Here is an 18,103-nt window from a genome sequence, read left to right as displayed (position 1 = left end):
ATTGCTGTGGCTAATAATATAGACTTTACCAAGATTATTCTACAAAGCTTTAATATAAAAAGGTGTTTATTGCTGAACTCCAATTCATACTTATTTATGATTTCTCAATCCTTCGGAGATGTATACATTCAATTAATAGACTTGTCAGGATATTATCAAACACCGATTTGTTTAATATCGTTAGTCTTAATATTTTTCAAGCGCTTAATATCCAAGCGAATCAATATAGAGATGATCAAAGCAACCACGAAAAAACCTGTGAAAACGATTAAGCTTTGGGAATAGCTACCTGTTGTTTCTCTAATCCATGAAGCGAACATCGGTCCAACAAGACCTGCTGCTGCCCATGCCGTTAAAATATAACCATGAATAGCACCTAACTGCTTTGTTCCGAACAAATCACCGATATACGCTGGAATCGAAGCAAACCCTCCCCCATAGCAGGTATAAATAATCGCTAATAAAATTTGAAAAACAACTGGATTATCCGTAAATGTCAAGAGTGGGAATGCGATGACTTGTATGGAAAAAAATACGGAATACGTATTCGGGCGACCAATGAAATCTGACACAGATGCCCAACCTATACGTCCAAGGCCATTAAAAGCACCAAGAACCCCAACTAGGGCAGCTGCTGCAACGGCACTCAATCCAATACTTTCCTGAGCAAGTGGAGATGCTGCTGAAATGATAGCAATCCCACAGGTAATATTAATAAACAGCATGAGCCAGAGATAATAAAATCGTTTTGTCTTTACTGCCTCGTTTGCCGTTAGTTGCGAAAGATCCTGCAATGGCTTCACTTTTCCCATTTTAATTTTTTCTTTATACCCATCAGGTAGCCAGTCTTTCTCCGGAGGCTCCAAGTAAAGAGATGAAGCTATCATTATAATAAAGTAAGCGGTTCCAAGAGTGAAAAAGGTATTAGCAATTCCAATAGAACCAATCAAACTTTGAATGATTGGTGAGTTAATCAGTGCCGCAAATCCAAAGCCCATAATGGCTAGACCAGTCGCTAGCCCCCTACGATCTGGAAACCACTTCACTAAGGTCGATACAGGGGCGATATACCCTACGCCAAGTCCGATTCCACCGAAAACTCCATATGCAATATAAAGTAAAGGTAATGATTCCATGTTGATCGCTACACCAGCACCCGAAATACCTAAGCCAAAAAAAACGGCTGAGAGTATACCAGCTTTTCTAGGACCATACTTTTCAACAAAATGTCCAAGAAATGCCGCGGATAGGCCAAGAAACAAAATTGCAATACTAAATGTTAAGCTAATATCAGTCAAATCCCATCCGAATTCACTTGCGAGTGGTTTCGTAAATACGCTCCAAGCATACACAGAACCAATCGACAGGTGAATCCCAACTGCCGAGGCAGCAATCAGCCACCGATTCTTTGTTTTTCCCATTTCTCCATCATCCCCTTAACAAAATAAACCGCAAATGATTATCTACCAGTGACAGAATCTGCGGTTACCTACCAGCAGGATCACCGCTGTTTACATCCTCATATCAATGAAGTGCACTTTTACTGGTAAAGTAACAGATTTCTGCCCTAGATATAAAATATCACAATTAAGTGAACTTTCTACAAAAATAGTAATAAATAGATAAATTTCACAAGTTTTTTTGGAGTTTGGATAATTAAGGAGAAACTACCTTTCCTTCAATGCAAAATATCCATTTCGATTTGAAACTTTTTTATGAATAGTTTACCTTCCAAAAAGAGTTTTGTTTACTATAACAATTGATATATGACAAATTTCTCATAAGGATTATGCTCAGATAAATCTGGTAACATTACTTCTTCTTTCATTTCAAAAGCGGTTTGATTTTCTAAGAAAAAGATATAATCTTTTGATCCATAAAATAAAACCAATTCGATTTCCCGTGGTTCCTTTTCGAATGAAAGCAATATATTATTAATGATTTTCATGAAAATTTGCACGGAAAACGGATTAAAGAAATAAAAACGATTGTCTCGCAAATCAATCTCGTAATTTTCTGCCAAACAACAATGAAATTCTATATTATCTTTGTTTTTATTCGTTTTTTTCATATACCTATTTCGGTTTTCAATAGCTTCTATATAGAAAGTTCTATTCATTTCTACTCCAACAACAGAAGCTTGAAATAAGTAATGAATAAAGAAATTCAATCGCCCTTTACCACAACCAAAATCCACAATGCGATCACTACTTTTTAATTGATACTTCTTGAATAATTGTTCTAGTGCGCTATATGGCGTTGGCTCATAACGATGATAATGCAAAGACTTATTAAATTCCTTTTGTTCTCCTACTGTTTTGATGTTTAGCAATTCTTCATAATATGTTTCTTTCATTAATACACACCTGCTTAAATGGAATAGTGATTTTTCATGGATTATTATATAAAAAAATCAATTTAATAGTAAGCCCTGGTTTATGTCGAGGATTGTATTTTTTCATTATTCTTTTCATAAGATGCCTTCTAGCTAATGTTAAAAACCCCGAATAATGAAAGTGCTTATTCGGGGTAAAGTTTATTATATGAATATCTACTCTATCGTTATTTCGACTGTGCTTTTGCTACAAATTCATTGAAATCGGAGATACTTGGGTTGGCCATATAGTGGCCGCCTTCCACCTGGATCGTCTGTCCTGTAATGAATTTTGACTCATCAGATGCAAGGAATACAACGGTATATCCGATATCATCCGCTTCACCGTGGTTTGGCAATGCATTATACTTGGCAAATATATCGAGTACAGCTGGAGGAATATTATCCTTTGCTGCAGGAGTTAAAATAAGGCCTGGTGCCACTCCATTGCAACGAATATGATCTTTACCATATTGTGCAGCGATATAACGAGTCAGGTTCACAACACCTGCTTTTGACGCGCCATAAGCTGATCGTACGGCATCGCCCGCAAACCCAGCCATTGATGCAGTATTGATAATGGAACCTCCACCTGCTTTAATCATGTGTGGAATAGCAAATCTGCTTCCTAATAGTACACTTTTCAAGTTTACATCCATAAGTCGATCCCATTCATCCAAATCTAAATTCACTACATCAAGATCTTTATGTAAGTTAGTTAAGCCAACATTATTAACTAGTACTGTAATAGTTCCGTATTGTTCTATTGTAAAGTCAACAGCAGCCTTAATCGAATCTGCCTGTCCAGCATCTAAAAATACTCCGGTAGCTTCTCCACCTTGTTTTTTAATGCTTTCTGCCGCTTCCTTAGCTCCTGCTTCATTAAAATCAGCTATCACGACTTTTGCGCCTTCTTTAGCCATTAATGTGGATATAGATAATCCAATACCAGATGCTCCACCTGTCACTAACGCTACTTTACCTTGTACTCTCCCCATAATTCTCCACCTGCTTTTCAAAATATAACGTTCTTACTTTTTTTTATTTATGCCCAACATGTCTAGAATGCACCTGCAATAAGTAGATTACAAATAATTATACTCATTGTTCATTTTTCAATATATAAATAGGTGTAACTTGAAATAATGAAATAAAATTCCTGACTACCTTGATATCATTTCGAATAATTATTCTATATGTTTTCTCTATACTAGACTTTCCAAAACAGCAAAAAACAAGCTGAAGCATCAAAATATGCTTCAGCTTGTTTTTCATTTCTCTTCATCTGCATCCCATATGATCCAATCATGAACCTCAAGGATTTCCAAAAATTTCATTAACCGTGGTAGGGCTGGTTCTGCTTCCTCACCAAAATGTTCGCTCATAGCTTCAGAAATCTGATTAACATTTCTTTGGAATTCCATTTGTTGAATAGCAAATGCTCCAAATTTATCTAGCTTGATTCGGCGAACTGAAGGCTGTTTGAAAAAACGAATCGTTATTCTTTCCACAAAATTGGTCCGTTGAATGATCAAAAAGGTTGCTTCCGAAGAATCATGTTCCAAAGTGACGCGTCTTTCCAAATGAGGAACCATTGTTAACAGATTCCTCTTTTGTGATTTGCGTTTACGAAGCATCTTCTTTTTTCCCTTTGCTAGATATGAACCAGAGCAATCCAGCTAGAGCAAGGAATAGTAAGAATGGAATCAGATTGCTTGCTAATTTCGCAGCAGCTGGAACTTGAACTCCTGCTGCAATCAATATTGCAATAAACACACCAATTAATGATTCTCCTGCTATTAATCCAGATGCAAATAATGTACCTCTATCTACTCGTGCTTTTAGTGCTTCTTTTGTTTTCGCGAAGTATTCAACGAAGAAACGTACAAATCCACCAATCATAATTGGGGCACTAGTATGAACTGGCAAGTAAATACCTACTGCAACAACTAGTGAATTTAGACCGAAAAACTCTAAAGTGATGGCAATGGCCGCACCGATAAAGATAAGGGTCCAAGGTAAGTCTCCTCCAAGAACACCTTCAGCAAGTATTTTCATAAGTGCCGCTTTAGGTGCAGGAAGTTCTGCAGATCCCATTGTATAGGCATTATCCATTAGAACTAGGATAAACCCAATCACTGAAGCAGAAGCGACAACACCAATCATCATAGCAACTTGTTGTTTCCATGGCGTTCCACCTACGATATAACCTGTTTTTAAATCTTGAGAAACGTCACCTGAAACAGCAAGTGCTGTACAAATGATTGCAGCCACGGTTAAAGCGGCCACCATTCCAGTTGTACCTGTAAAACCAGTAGCTTTATAAACAATCGCTACAATTAATAGTGTGGCTATAGTCATTCCAGAAACAGGGGAAGAAGAACTTCCGACGATTCCAACAACCCTTGAAGCCACTGTTACGAATAAAAATCCAAAAATCGCAATTGCAATCGCACCGATGATTCCTACATCTGTTATAGGTGTGAAAGCAATGATTAAAATAACAATGATTGTTCCCAACCAAACGTATTTAGCTGGTATGTCTTTTTCAGTACGTATAGAACCAGATTTAAGTTGTCCTTTATTAGCTTTTACGCCTTTAAGAGTATCAAAAACTGAACTGAAAAGAATAGGTAATGTTTTAATTAAAGTGATTAATCCGCCAGTAGCAACTGCACCAGCTCCAATATAACGGATATAGTTATCCCATATTCCCCATGCGTCCAATTCACCGATTGGTACATCAGAAGGGAAAATAGCTGTTGTATTGGTGCTTCCAAAGAAACTAATTGCTGGTATAAGAACGACCCAGGCTAATAACCCTCCACCTAGCATTTGTCCAGCAACACGTGGTCCAATGATATAACCTACTCCCAAAAGTGAAGGAAAGGCATCAAGTCCAACTACTGCATTTTTAAAATTCGAAATTCCTGTTTCAACTTCTGTTTTGAAAAGCTTAAATCCATCACCAAGCGCTTTAACAACTCCACCGATTACTAATCCGGCTCCGATTAACTTGGCACTTGTACCACCTTTTTCACCTGACTTCAGTACTTCAGCACATGCCGTACCTTCAGGATAAGGTAATGTTTCATGTTCTCTCACAATTAAAAGTTGACGAAGGGGAACCATCATAAAGACTCCTAGGAATCCCCCCGTTAATACAACGAAAATGATAAATGCTTGACTCACTTCGATATCCCACATGAATAATGCTGGAATAGTAAATACAGCACCGGCGCCAATGGCCTCACCTGCTGTGGTCATCGTTTGCACAATATTGTTCTCTAAAATTGAATCCCTACGAAAAATCCCTCTTAAAATAGCCATGGAGATTACCGCCGCGGGTATTGAAGCAGAGACAGTTAATCCAATAAGTAGGCCTAAGTATGCATTTGCTGCCCCAAATACGACGGCAAGAATAATCCCTAGAATTATAGCTGTTACAGTTAATTCTGGTAGAGATTTAGATGCAGATACGTACGGGACGAATTTACTTTCTTTTGAATTGTTCGACAATTTAGCCACTTCCTATGTTAAACTTTTAAAATCATAGGAAACATTATATCACTGTAATTTCATAACACGCAATGGGAAAATTCTGCTTATTTAAAATTAGACTATAGTGAATATTCAGATAAGCTCATTTCATTTCAATATTATAGAAGAATAATGCTCAATTAATACCTTCTATCTTCTAGTGTTAAATACAAAACTAATATGGGTACCCATATCGTCAAACTCTGGCTAATCACTACAAAATTCTAATCGAAGTCAATGGTAAAACTGAATTGCTGTTTCTTTTTACGATTGATTTTCAGACTTGAGACGCAATAAATTTCAACAGCAGCTTAGGTTTATAGATCTATTTCTCAGGGACGAACAAAAATAAAGTATATGTCAACAGGCCATGATACGGATTAATGTTTTGGATTTTCACGGAGCTGTTTACCATAGAACAAAAATGGACTATATATCCAATTTCAACCGGAATTTATCCTAACTGGTCTAGTACCTTCCTAGTTCTAGCACAATAAAATTAAACATTACTATTTAATATAACCAATTAAACAGAGTTCAGACGTTTGAAATTATACGCCTGAACTTTTTATATTATTTAAATTAATAGTATTAAATTGAAGTAAAGATTGAGTTATACATGCCATCTTTATGCTTTTATTTTGTAAACACCTTAGGTGAATTAATTATTATATTACTCTTACATCGGATTCCCATTTGCATTTGTTACAAACTGTACAACAATTGATTTTTAACTAGGCTTTTGCACATTAAAATGAATATATACATATCCTGCATTAAACTACGATTTTTAAAAGGAATGATTTACCATGGTTTCATATATGGACTACACTTCACCATCAACACAATTCACTTTTGATATAAATAAAAGTCTCCTCGTAAAAAAAGATAATCAAAACTATATAAATGTATTAGGTGTCAAACAATTGAACACACTTGAAAATACGTCTTTACTAGATATTTTCCTGAGCGTCAACAATGTGGTGGAACCGCATTATCACCAAAATGCTGCAGAACTAGTTTACTGTATTTCTGGAGCTGCAACTGTTTCATTACTGAATCCTTTTACAAAACAAATACAGAATTATCCTATTACACCTGGTCAAGTAGCCAACGTTCCACAAGGTTGGTGGCATTATGAAGTGGCGACTCTTGATGACACACATCTACTTGCTATTTTTAATGCACCAACGCCCGAAGTAATTCTTGGTTCGGATATCTTGAAATTGACACCTCCGGATATTATGGCGCATACCTATTGCATGGATGAAAACCAATGGAAAAAAGCAATTTCACCAGTCAAACCAGCAACATTTATTGGTCCACCTGCTAACTGCAAAAGAGCTAGTGAAGGCGTTACACATCAATATCCGCAGCAGTATATAAATCACTATGAAAACCAAATGTATACAACTCCGGCATATAACTATCAAATTCCACCAAATCCTCAGTATTATTTTTACTAAAAGTTTACTCATCTTCTGATAATTTTTAAAAAAATTTGAAAGACAGGTTTAGAAAAATAAATAGGTGTTATTAAGTGATTTTTTCATTCAAAAAACAATGGAGAACCCTATATAAAAAGGGTTCTCCATTGCTATTAATTACATGACTCTTTTAAAAAGTCGATTTCATATATTTTCGCTACACCCCACTAAATTATAGAGAGGAATCAATTTTTAAATTCTCATATATTATAGAAGAAACTAGTCGGAATATGAAATTTGAAAAAGATAAATCCTAGTATTGAATAATCGTATCCAAGTATGTGCTGGATTTAATAATACTTATTTACACATTAGGTGACCACCATAATATGAATGACCACAAAAATGACCACAAATTTTCTATTCGGAAATGAAAAGTTATGAATACATAGGATTGATAAAATTAAGTAAATGAGTAAAAGTAACTTTATCACTAGATTTTATATTACGCTTCCAATCTCCTTGAATACATTCAAAAAAATCGCATGCTCTGTATTAAAATATACCCTAGCGTGCATTTAGGATTGACAGGATACAGTCTATTATCGGATAACAATATATGGTCTCATCATCTCATAATCCTCGTGCTCTAATATATGACAGTGCCAAACATACAATCCTGTATAGGGACCAAACTTCATGATAATTCGAGTTACTTGTTTAGGATTAGCTCTTACTGTATCCTTCCCTCCTCGTTCTTGTGGTTCGGGTGGCAACGCGGGGCCCGTATAATGGATAATTCTCTCCTTGTTATACTTTTCTACATCGAAATCTCTCCGGTCTAATATTTGAAAATCAATTAAGTGAAGATGAATAGGGTGTGTATCTGTAGTTAAGTTAATTAGATACCATATTTCGGTTGATCCCAATTTTGGATTTTCTGTAATAGGGGCATCCCACGGTTTATTATCTAATAACATGAATTCCCGTCCGTACTGATCCATATTATCATTTAAAGTTAAGTATCTCTCCTTTGAAGCTGACTGTTCAATTATCTTTGGAAAAGGCTCCATATACGACGGAATAACACTGGTATCAATACTTGTAAGAGGAAGAGCGACTCTAAATTCCATCACTATACCTACTGCATTTGCAGGATCTCCATCTGGAAAAGGTGCGGGGGCGTCATTTTTCACGATAATATTCTTTTCCTCAAGATTGGTAAAATCAATGATGACATCTGCTCTTTCTGCAGGTGCCAATATGATTTCTTTGACTCCTATCGGATATTCCATTAATCCTCCATCCGTTCCGATTTGATAAATAAGTTGTCCCGAATCAAGCTTGAACCTATAGAAACGGGTGTTAGATGCATTAAGCAGCCTAAATCGATATTTACGTGGTTCCACTTTTAAAAAGGGCCATACTTTGCCATTCACTAGGATTGTATTCCCAAAAAATTCAGGAACTATCGATGTTTCTAATTCCACAACTGGTTTTTCTGGCTTTCTTGGGTAATAAAGAGAACCATCATAATTAAAGGTTTTGTCTTGAATCATAAGAGGGATTTCGTATTGACCAGCTGGTAAATTTAATAAACTTTCCCGTTGCTCTCTTACAAAGTAAAATCCTGCCAATCCAGAATATACATTGAGTCTTGTGATACCAAGTGAATGATCATGATACCAGAGGTTGCAAGCCCGCATGTTATTATCATATTGATATATTTGCTTTCTAAAATATGGACCCACTTGTTTGAATCCTTTTGTAAACCAAGCCTCCGGGTAGCCATCACTTTCCGGTTCAACACTAGCGCCATGAACATGTACTACCGTTCGTACTTCCGGTACATCCAAATGGGCACCATGTACCGTATAGTCTACCGGCAAAAGATGTTTTTCTGGAAGATTGTTGATCCATTTGATAAACACTTTTTCTCCGCTCTCTACTTCAATTGTAGGTCCTGGATAGCTGCCTTCATAGCCCCATACAGTTGTATCATTTAACTCACTATGGAGTGATTGTTTAAATTCTGTCATATTCACTTCATAATAAGTATGAAATTGATCTTTCCATCGAGCTTTTAAAATAGGTGGGATAGGAAGTTCATCTACAAATTTAGAGAGAAGCATATTTCCGCTCCTTTCTGATCATAATTAACTTCTTTCTAAGGTTATAAAAATTACAAGCATTGTATGACAAATTCAAATTGATTCAATGAGATATTTCTCACAACATATTCAATATACTTAATACAGTAGGGGCTTTAGTAAGTTATTCCACTCCGTTCTGGGAAGGCTCAGTTTTTTTACAAATAGAACCCTCAATGGCTTTTCAATTTGGACTACCCATATTATTAGTAAGGGAAGATAATACTGACACAAATACTGGAATTTAGGCAGGAGGAATTGCCCCACTCAACACATTTATAGTTTGGGAGTCTAAAAATCAATCTGTTGATGAATTCTTTAGTAGTATTCAATGGAGAGAAGCCTTTGCTAATTGAAGTGCAGAGGTAAGAAATGGATATTTTAATCAGACAGAGCCTAAATTCAAGTACAGATGTAGTACACAGGATTAAAAAATTATTTGATTGGAGTACGCTTTTTCAAAGCAAGTCTATCATAATAAAAGAGTGATATAAAACAAGTTGAGATGATGTCTTTGTTTAGCGAACGGTGAACTGGCACTTTAGTACCAAATTGAACATTTTTAATAAGCCGAAAAAATACATATTTTCGGCGTATTTTACATACAAAAAAATATTTCCATAAACAGCATTTTTTAGTTTCCAAAACACTTTTCAAAAGCTCTAGGTAAAAAGAGCATGGGCCAATAAATGTGGTCATTTAGTGGTCATGTCACCAAAATAACGCTGGAGATTCCTTGTAAATAAAGGGTTCTCCAGCGTTTATAATTACATGACCCGCTTGAACATCTTCTCCATCTCATAAATCGAATATGAGATGATGATAGGTCTTCCGTGTGGGCAAGTGAATGGGTCTGTTGTTTGTCTTAGTTCATCTAATAGTGCTTGAATTTCGTCATTCCGCAGATGACGGTTTGCCTTTATAGAGGCTTTACAGCTCATCATGATCGCCGCTTCTTCGCGGAGTTTTTTGATGTCGACTTTTTTCATAGATAACAATTGTTCAATCATTTCTTCAAGGATTTCCTGTTCAATACCTTTAGGAAACCACTGAGGGTGTGACCGAACTATATAGGCATTATAGCCGAACTCCTCTAAATATACGCCAACTTTTTCCAGTTCATGCTGGTATTCATTGATTCGGATACATTGGTCGGTCGAGAACTCAAGAGTGATGGGAACCAGCATATCCTGTAGCTCGTTTTCGACACGTCCGACTTTTTCTTTAAAATACTCGTATTTTATCCGTTCCTGGGCAGCGTGCTGGTCGATGATATACAGGCCTTTTTCGTTTTGGGCGAAAATATACGTACCATGCATTTGCCCGATAGGGTACATGGGCGGGATGCGGCTTGCCGATTCATCGATTTCGATCTCTTCCTCTTGTTCGACTGTATATGTTGTATACCCTTTTGCGGATTCGAAATATGGTCTTCTTTCGCCTTCCGGAATGACCGGGATATACGTGTCTGCCATTTGCTGCTGTTCGTCACTACTGTAAACTAATTCCTCTATTGGTTCGATATTCACGATTTCTTCAACAGGATCTTGATAGTTCTTCTGTTCCTGATTTTCTCGAATCAAGGTATTCTTCAGGAGTGAGGCTTCTTTCTTTGCTTCTTCAAGGACCCGCTTCCCGCTTTCCACGACATGATCTAAATCTAGCGTAGTTTGCTCACTTTTTACCTGTTCCAGCTTTGGTGAGGGGGTATATCCACTTGGAATTAAAGACAGTTTTTTGAACGCAGATTTAATTGTTTCTGACACAAGACTGTACAATTCCTGTTCCTTACTAAGCCTTACCTCCATTTTAGATGGATGAACGTTGACATCGACCAAAATTGGATCCATTTCAATATTTAATAATGCAATCGGGAAACGGCCAATAGGAAGAAGGGTATGATACCCATCCAAGATTGCTTTCACAAGTGCATAGTTTTTTATAAACCGACCGTTTATCATCGTTGATATATAATTTCGTGAGGCACGAGTGACCTCGGGCATAACGATATATCCAGATAGAGTGAAGTCCAATGAACTTGCCTGAATTGGAATCATCTTTTTAGCGATATTCATACCGTAGATTGCTGCTAGTACTTGCCGCACATCCCCATTACCATTCGTATGCAGGATACGCTTATCATTGTGTGATAAACGAATCGAAACATCCGGGTGGGAAAGTGCCAGCCGGTTAGCGACATCCGTAATATTACCGAGTTCGGTATGAATCGTTTTCATATATTTCAACCGGGCAGGTGTATTATAAAACAAGTCGGAAACCATGATATCCGTACCTTTCCGACTGGAAGAAGCTTCGAGTTCCTTAACCATGCCCCCTTCAAGAAGTATACGTGTTCCTACTCCTTCACCGGTGCAGCTTTTCAGTTCGAAACGGGAAACTGAAGCGATACTCGGCATAGCTTCGCCTCTGAATCCAAGCGTCCTAATCCGGAATAGGTCATTCTCATCTTTTATTTTACTTGTAGCATGACGTTTAAAAGCTGCCTCAATATCATCAGCTAAGATCCCATCTCCATTGTCTACAATTCGGATAGAACCAAGTCCAGCCTCCACTAATTCAATCTCTATGATGGTACTGTTGGCATCAATGGCATTTTCCACAAGTTCCTTCACGACTGAGGCAGGGCGTTCAACAACTTCGCCAGCTGCGATTTTATTCGATAAAGCCTCGTCAAGCTGTATGATTTTTCCCAATTTCATCGCCTCACTTCAATAGTTCATTTTAGTTTCTTTTGCAATTTATAAAGCATATTCATCGCATCGAGCGGTGTCATTTCCAGAATATCAAGCGATTTAATGTCATCGAGCACCTTTTTTTCCTTAGGAGAAGAACTTATTTTTTCTTTAGGAGCCTCTTCTCTGAAAAAGGATAGCTGTGCCTCATTGACCTCCGCTTTAGGAACAGTTTCAGTAATTGATTCTTTTGAAACAACGGCTGGCTGTGCAGGCAATTCCTTTGCTTGGCCATTTTCATTTTCTAGCTGTGCTAAAATAGCTGCTGCACGGTCAATTAACTGTTTCGGCAAATCAGCAAGCTTAGCCACATGAATTCCATAACTTTTATCTGCTGGTCCTTCTTTTATTTTATGAAGGAAAACAACATTTCCATTTTGCTCAATTGCACTAACATGGATATTTTTCAATTTAGGTAGCTCCGATGCGAGTACAGTCAATTCATGATAGTGTGTTGAAAAGAGTGTCTTTGCTCCAATTTCTTCATGAATATATTCTATGATGGCCTGAGCAAGTGCCATACCATCGTAAGTGGAGGTCCCACGTCCAATTTCATCAAATAAAATCAGACTGTTTTCAGTCGCATTAGTGATCGCATTTCTTGCTTCGAGCATCTCGACCATAAACGTACTCTGGCCGGAAATCAGATCATCGGCCGCTCCAATCCTAGTAAACACTTTATCAAAAATAGGTAATTCAGCTGTAGTTGCTGATACGAAACAGCCAATCTGTGCCAGAATAGATGTTAGCGCAATCTGACGCATATACGTACTTTTCCCGGACATATTCGGACCTGTAATTAAGAGTAGTTCTCGTTCGCTATCCATAAAGCAGTCATTTGGGACATACTCCTGCGATTGAAGCACTTTTTCGACTACAGGATGTCGTCCTTCCTTCAAAACAATTCTTCGATTTTCTGAAAAGACCGGCTTCACATAATGACGCTCTTCGCTAATAGTCGCAAAGCACTGTAGAACGTCTAGCTCACTGACGCCTTTCGCTAGATCTTGTAAACGCGGGATATAGCTTTTTATCTCTTCGCGAAGATTGAGGAATAAGTCATATTCTAAACTGATGCTTTTTTCCTCGGCTTGTAAAATTAACGCTTCTTTTTCTTTTAATTCAGGTGTGATATAACGTTCAGCATTCGTTAAAGTCTGCTTCCGTTCATAGCGCCCCTCTTCAAGCAGATGCAGATTAGCCCGGGTGACTTCAATATAATAACCGAACACACGGTTATAACCGATTTTCAATGACCTAATCCCTGTGCGTTCCCGTTCCTCTCGTTCAAGCTGAGCAATCCAAGTTTTTCCGTTCCTACTGGCATCTCGGTATGTATCCAGCTCCGTGTGGAAACCATCTCGAATAATATTCCCTTCCTTAACGGACAACGGCGGGTTTTCAACAAGCGCAGTTTCGAGCAAATCTGTCACTTCTTCACATGGATCCAATTTATCGGCAAGAACAGAAATATCCTGATTAGAGGCCATTGACTTTACAATTTCACGGATGATAGGCACCTGTTGCAACGAACGTTTCAACTGGATCAAGTCTCGCGCGTTAACATTCCCAAAGGCGACCCGTCCGGCAAGCCGCTCCAAATCGTACACTTCCTTCAGGCGCTCACGGAGGTCTTGACGTTCGAAGTATTGACATTTCAGTGTTTCAACAAGACTTTGTCTCCGCTCAATTTGTTTTTTATTAATGAGTGGTCTGTCAATCCACTGCTTAAGCATACGTCCACCCATTGCTGTTTTCGTTTCATCAAGAAGCCATAATAATGATCCTTTTTTACCTTTGGAACGGATGGTTTCGGTCAATTCCAAATTTCGTTTGCTATAATAATCAATTTTCATAAAGTGTGACGTCTCATATGCAAGAACCGGCTGCAAATGATCAAGACTTCGTTTTTGGGTACGATATAAATAATTCAATAAACGAGAGGTCGTTGTCATCTGCTTTTCGTCCTTTAATAGATGCAGTAAAGGATCGAACGACTCACTATGTTCCAAATTGTCCTCTAATGATAAAGCGGCAGCGCCCCGTTCCTGAAGTTTCTTTTTCCATTCTTCATTAAAATCAGTAGCAATAACAACTTCGCTCGCACCAAGGATGGCAAATTCATTCAGTACCTCATCAAAGTTCTCAATCAAAGTGACCTTATTTTCACCTGTCGATAAATCGTTGTATCCAAAACCAAACTGGTCATTAGAAAAATGAGTGATCGTCGCAATGTAATTGTTTTCTTTTTCACGAAGACCCTTGCTATCCATTTTCGTTCCCGGCGTAATCAGCTGGACAACTTCCCTGCGTACTACCCCTTTGGCTTGCTTAGGATCTTCTGTCTGTTCACAAATCGCTACTTTAAATCCTTTTTCTATCAATATATCAATATAATTAGCCGCCGAATGATACGGAATCCCGCACATTGGAATTCGGTCTTCACTTCCACCTTCTCGGCTCGTTAATGTTATTTCTAGCTCCTGTGACGCATTCAGCGCGTCATCAAAAAACATTTCATAAAAATCGCCTAAACGAAAAAATAAAAAGGCATCCTGATACTCTGCCTTAATTTTTAAATATTGTTGAATCATCGGAGTATATCCAGCCATTCCTTCAAAACCTTTCCTAACTAAAATCTATTACTCACATATGTCTTTTATTATAACATATGGGAAAGCAACATTGCCTGTATTCGAAATTGCATGGTAAATCCCTGAACCTGTGAGTAAAGCTGATAAATTCACTATTCTCTACAGGTATTAACAAGTAAAACTTAACATTTTATCCGTAAACTTATTGGGACTGGTATATCAATATGCCTGCATAAAGCCTGTCCCTCTTCAAATTAAATAAAACCGGATGAAGGGAATGTCATCCGGTAGTGACTTTCTATATTCTATTCGTCTATTCGTCTTCGAATTCATCTAGGAAATCCGGATCTAAATCTTCGAATTCCTCATCATCGAAATCAGAGCCCCAGTCATCCTCACAGCGGCCATCTGGATTTACAGCGACACAAATTTTTGTTTCGCCGACGACTTCTACAAAGAATTCTCTTTCCACATGGACAATGATTTTTTGTCCACACGGGGAGATGCAAGCTTCTAAACAATTAGGCTGTTGGACAGCTTGTGCAACGATTTCATGGTCATCATGACAATCCGGATCACGGTATTTCAGCGAAATCACGTCGGTATATTGTACTTTTTCAGTAACAACTTCCGTCTTTGAATTATGGTTATAGGAATACCAAACGTTGATTTCGTAGCTGCCGTGAATTTCTACCTTTTTGCCGACTTTCTTTGCATCGTATTTATGGTTGATGATCCAACAACCTAGAATGCTAGAAGGATGATGAGCCGGGCAAATGGTGTGTGAGGACTTTGTGAATTTCCGTCCTTTTGCCACCACCGCTTTAGTAATTATCTCTCTATATTGTGACATGCTAGCGAACCCTCCTCATACAGTTTCCATTCATCCTATGCGTGGTAAAAGTCTAGTGTGCGTAGAATTTTTATTGTTTGAAAACTGCTGTATTGTTTTAAACCTAGGTTATTTTATGCGCATGTTTTGGGATATGTGTCACGAATGGGCACTGTATAAGGATTTACGAGTATAAAAAAGCCCTCCTGAAATCAGAAGGGTTTTAGAAAAGTTTATGAACAGCTTCCGCCGCCAGCCTGTACCTGCGAACCTGTTTCACCGCGAAGGATGTCTCCTTCGGTTGATTCAATAATTAAATCCGTCACCTTATTAGAAACTTGTGAGGAGACCATTTGTAAAAGATCATTTACATCAACTTGGGATTGTTTGAATTCTTGGACAATCGGAAGTTCGTCTAATTGTTTTTCAAGTGCATCAATTTTGGCCTGTACTTGGCCGTACGCTTTCTCTTTTCCATAATGTTGGAAGTTAACAGCCTGCTTTTGCAAGCTTTTGATGCTCGCGATCATTTCACGGATTTTTTGGTTTTCGTTGATGTGAGCTTCCGCCCGTTTAAAGAAATCGACTTCTTCTGTGCTGGCAATCATTTCAGCCAACTCTGCCGCTTTTGTTAAAATATCGTCTTTTGTATATTTCGTCATTTTACTCCACCTCAATCGCTGTAGCTTCTTCAACCATATCCCCATTTAATGACCATGTTTTCGTTCCAGTGATTTTCACCTTTACGATTTGGCCTATGGCAGATTTTGGTCCTTTGAAGTTCACAAGCTTATTTTTCGTTGTATAACCTGCTAACACATCCGGATTCTTCTTGCTTTCTCCTTCTACAAGGACTTCTACAATCTGTCCATCATACTCTTTCATTTTTAACGCACACGTTTCATTAACAAGCGCATTCAAGCGTTGCAGGCGTTCTTTTTTCACTTCCATCGGTACATTATCCTGCATTTTCGCGGCTGGTGTTCCCTCGCGTGGTGAATAAATGAAGGTATAAGCAGCGTCGAAACCAACTTCTCGGTATAAAGACATTGTTTCTTCAAAATGCTCTTCCGTTTCATTCGGATAGCCGACAATGATGTCTGTTGTTAAAGATGCAGTTGGGATCGCTTCTTTAATTTTTCTAACTAGCTCTAAATATTGTTCGCGCGTATATTTACGAGCCATAATCTTAAGCGTTTCCGTACTTCCTGATTGAACAGGAAGATGGATGTGGTCTACTAGATTACCACCTTTTGCCAGGACTTCAATTAAGTGATCATCAAAGTCACGTGGATGACTAGTTGTAAAACGAATACGCGGAATATCAATCTTGCGGATTTCATCCATCAAATCACCGAGACGGTATTTAATATCCGTAAAATCTTTACCATATGCATTCACATTTTGGCCAAGCAGTGTTATTTCTTTATATCCTTGTGCCGCTAAATGACGAACTTCCTGAATGATATCTTCCGGACGGCGGCTTCTTTCTTTTCCCCTCGTGAAAGGCACGATGCAGTAAGTACAAAATTTATCGCAGCCATACATGATATTGACCCATGCTTTCGTTTTGCCTTTACGCACTTTCGGAAGGTTTTCAATTACATCGCCTTCTTTAGACCAAACCTCAATGACCATTTCTTTTGAAAGATAAGCTTCATTTAGAATTTGGGGTAGACGATGAATGTTGTGAGTTCCGAAAATCATATCAACAAAATGATGTTTCTCAAGGATTCTTTTTACAACTGATTCTTCTTGAGACATACAACCACAAACACCAAGCAATAAATCAGGTCGTTCCAATTTTAATGATTTTAAATGGCCGAGTTCCCCGAACACTTTATTCTCTGCATTTTCCCGAATCGCACAAGTGTTAAGTAAAATGACGTTAGCATCATCTACCGTGTTTGTCGGTTGATAGCCTAGGGCCGTGAAGATACCAGCCATGACTTCTGTATCATGTTCATTCATTTGACAACCGTATGTACGAATGTAGAACTTTTTGCCTTCTCCCATTCCACGGAAATCTTCTGGAATCGCAAAATCATCATGATATTCGACTTCTTCTTTACCTCGTTTTTTCGCATCTTTTAAGGACGGCGGAATATAAACGGCCTGAAAGTACTTACTGTAGTCCTTGTCGGATTTTTTGTCCGCTGGATTTTCAGCGTGTACTTGTTGTGATTCTAATCGTTGTTTCTCGTTCATGTTAATCTCCTTTCAAAATAGTTAGTTTATTTGTTTCCCTAACTATTTCAAGACCTGTCTTGTTCTAAAGATTTTTATACGTATTTTCCTTATAAAATTACCAGTAAATATTAGCTTTTAAGTGTGATATATCCACATTAACATAGTATAAAGCTTTTACCAGCAAGAAACAATCATTCTGTCGTGCCTACTTCATTTGTAAGAAAAATTTCACAAACTCGGTAA

At 37.8% G+C, this 18,103-nt stretch carries 12 protein-coding genes and 1 pseudogene; 2 read left to right on the top strand and 11 right to left on the bottom strand.

Features of this window, described 5'->3' with window-relative positions:
* Nucleotides 1–155 precede the first annotated feature (155 nt).
* From NST21_RS09510 to NST21_RS09490, 5 genes are all read right to left on the bottom strand, one after another.
* Nucleotides 156–1,421 carry an L-lactate MFS transporter gene (locus NST21_RS09510; RefSeq protein ID WP_340888807.1) on the bottom strand — a complete coding sequence of 422 codons (1,266 nt, stop codon included), beginning with the start codon at nt 1,419–1,421 and terminating at the stop codon, nt 156–158.
* Between the two features lie 329 nt (nt 1,422–1,750).
* Entirely contained in the window at nt 1,751–2,356 is a 606-nt protein-coding gene (locus NST21_RS09505) for a methyltransferase (protein WP_340888806.1), read from the bottom strand.
* A 206-nt stretch (nt 2,357–2,562) separates the two neighbouring features.
* The gene (locus NST21_RS09500; RefSeq protein ID WP_340888805.1) at nt 2,563–3,372 is read right to left on the bottom strand and encodes an SDR family NAD(P)-dependent oxidoreductase; all 810 of its coding nucleotides are present in this window, start codon (nt 3,370–3,372) and stop codon (nt 2,563–2,565) included.
* 273 nt (nt 3,373–3,645) lie between these two features.
* Nucleotides 3,646–4,011, bottom strand: a complete 366-nt coding sequence (locus NST21_RS09495; protein ID WP_053345410.1) for a PqqD family protein — start codon at nt 4,009–4,011, stop codon at nt 3,646–3,648.
* A complete protein-coding gene (locus NST21_RS09490) occupies nt 4,001–5,893 on the bottom strand; it encodes an OPT family oligopeptide transporter (protein WP_053345409.1) in 1,893 nt (630 codons plus the stop codon). Before NST21_RS09490 ends, NST21_RS09495 begins: the two co-directional genes overlap by 11 nt.
* 830 nt (nt 5,894–6,723) lie before the next feature.
* Here NST21_RS09490 and NST21_RS09485 point away from each other — a divergent pair.
* Complete coding sequence (locus NST21_RS09485; protein ID WP_340888804.1) at nt 6,724–7,380, top strand: cupin domain-containing protein; 657 nt, start codon at nt 6,724–6,726, stop codon at nt 7,378–7,380.
* A 563-nt stretch (nt 7,381–7,943) separates the two neighbouring features.
* On the opposite strand, the gene NST21_RS09480 is transcribed toward NST21_RS09485, so the two are convergent.
* Complete coding sequence (locus NST21_RS09480; RefSeq protein ID WP_340888803.1) at nt 7,944–9,473, bottom strand: multicopper oxidase family protein; 1,530 nt, start codon at nt 9,471–9,473, stop codon at nt 7,944–7,946.
* 146 nt (nt 9,474–9,619) lie between these two features.
* Here NST21_RS09480 and NST21_RS09475 point away from each other — a divergent pair.
* Nucleotides 9,620–9,922, top strand: a pseudogene (locus NST21_RS09475) (hypothetical protein); the annotation flags it as partial.
* 336 nt (nt 9,923–10,258) lie between these two features.
* Here NST21_RS09475 and mutL read toward each other — a convergent pair.
* The 5 genes from mutL to miaB form a co-directional block, all read right to left on the bottom strand.
* Complete coding sequence (gene mutL / locus NST21_RS09470) at nt 10,259–12,205, bottom strand: DNA mismatch repair endonuclease MutL (RefSeq protein WP_340888802.1); 1,947 nt, start codon at nt 12,203–12,205, stop codon at nt 10,259–10,261.
* A gap of 23 nt (nt 12,206–12,228) precedes the next feature.
* Nucleotides 12,229–14,856 carry a DNA mismatch repair protein MutS gene (gene mutS / locus NST21_RS09465; RefSeq protein ID WP_340888801.1) on the bottom strand — a complete coding sequence of 876 codons (2,628 nt, stop codon included), beginning with the start codon at nt 14,854–14,856 and terminating at the stop codon, nt 12,229–12,231.
* 295 nt (nt 14,857–15,151) lie between these two features.
* The gene (locus NST21_RS09460) at nt 15,152–15,691 is read right to left on the bottom strand and encodes an outer spore coat protein CotE (protein WP_056526911.1); all 540 of its coding nucleotides are present in this window, start codon (nt 15,689–15,691) and stop codon (nt 15,152–15,154) included.
* A gap of 212 nt (nt 15,692–15,903) precedes the next feature.
* Entirely contained in the window at nt 15,904–16,332 is a 429-nt protein-coding gene (locus NST21_RS09455) for a RicAFT regulatory complex protein RicA family protein (RefSeq protein ID WP_053345401.1), read from the bottom strand.
* A 1-nt stretch (nt 16,333) separates the two neighbouring features.
* The gene (gene miaB / locus NST21_RS09450) at nt 16,334–17,878 is read right to left on the bottom strand and encodes a tRNA (N6-isopentenyl adenosine(37)-C2)-methylthiotransferase MiaB (protein WP_053345400.1); all 1,545 of its coding nucleotides are present in this window, start codon (nt 17,876–17,878) and stop codon (nt 16,334–16,336) included.
* Nucleotides 17,879–18,103: the final 225 nt, after the last annotated feature.

This window comes from Peribacillus sp. FSL K6-1552 (assembly GCF_038005205.1).
GTDB lineage: Bacteria > Bacillota > Bacilli > Bacillales > DSM-1321 > Peribacillus > Peribacillus butanolivorans.
Note: the sequence above shows the minus strand (reverse complement) of the source record. Positions and strands in the feature narration are given on the sequence as shown.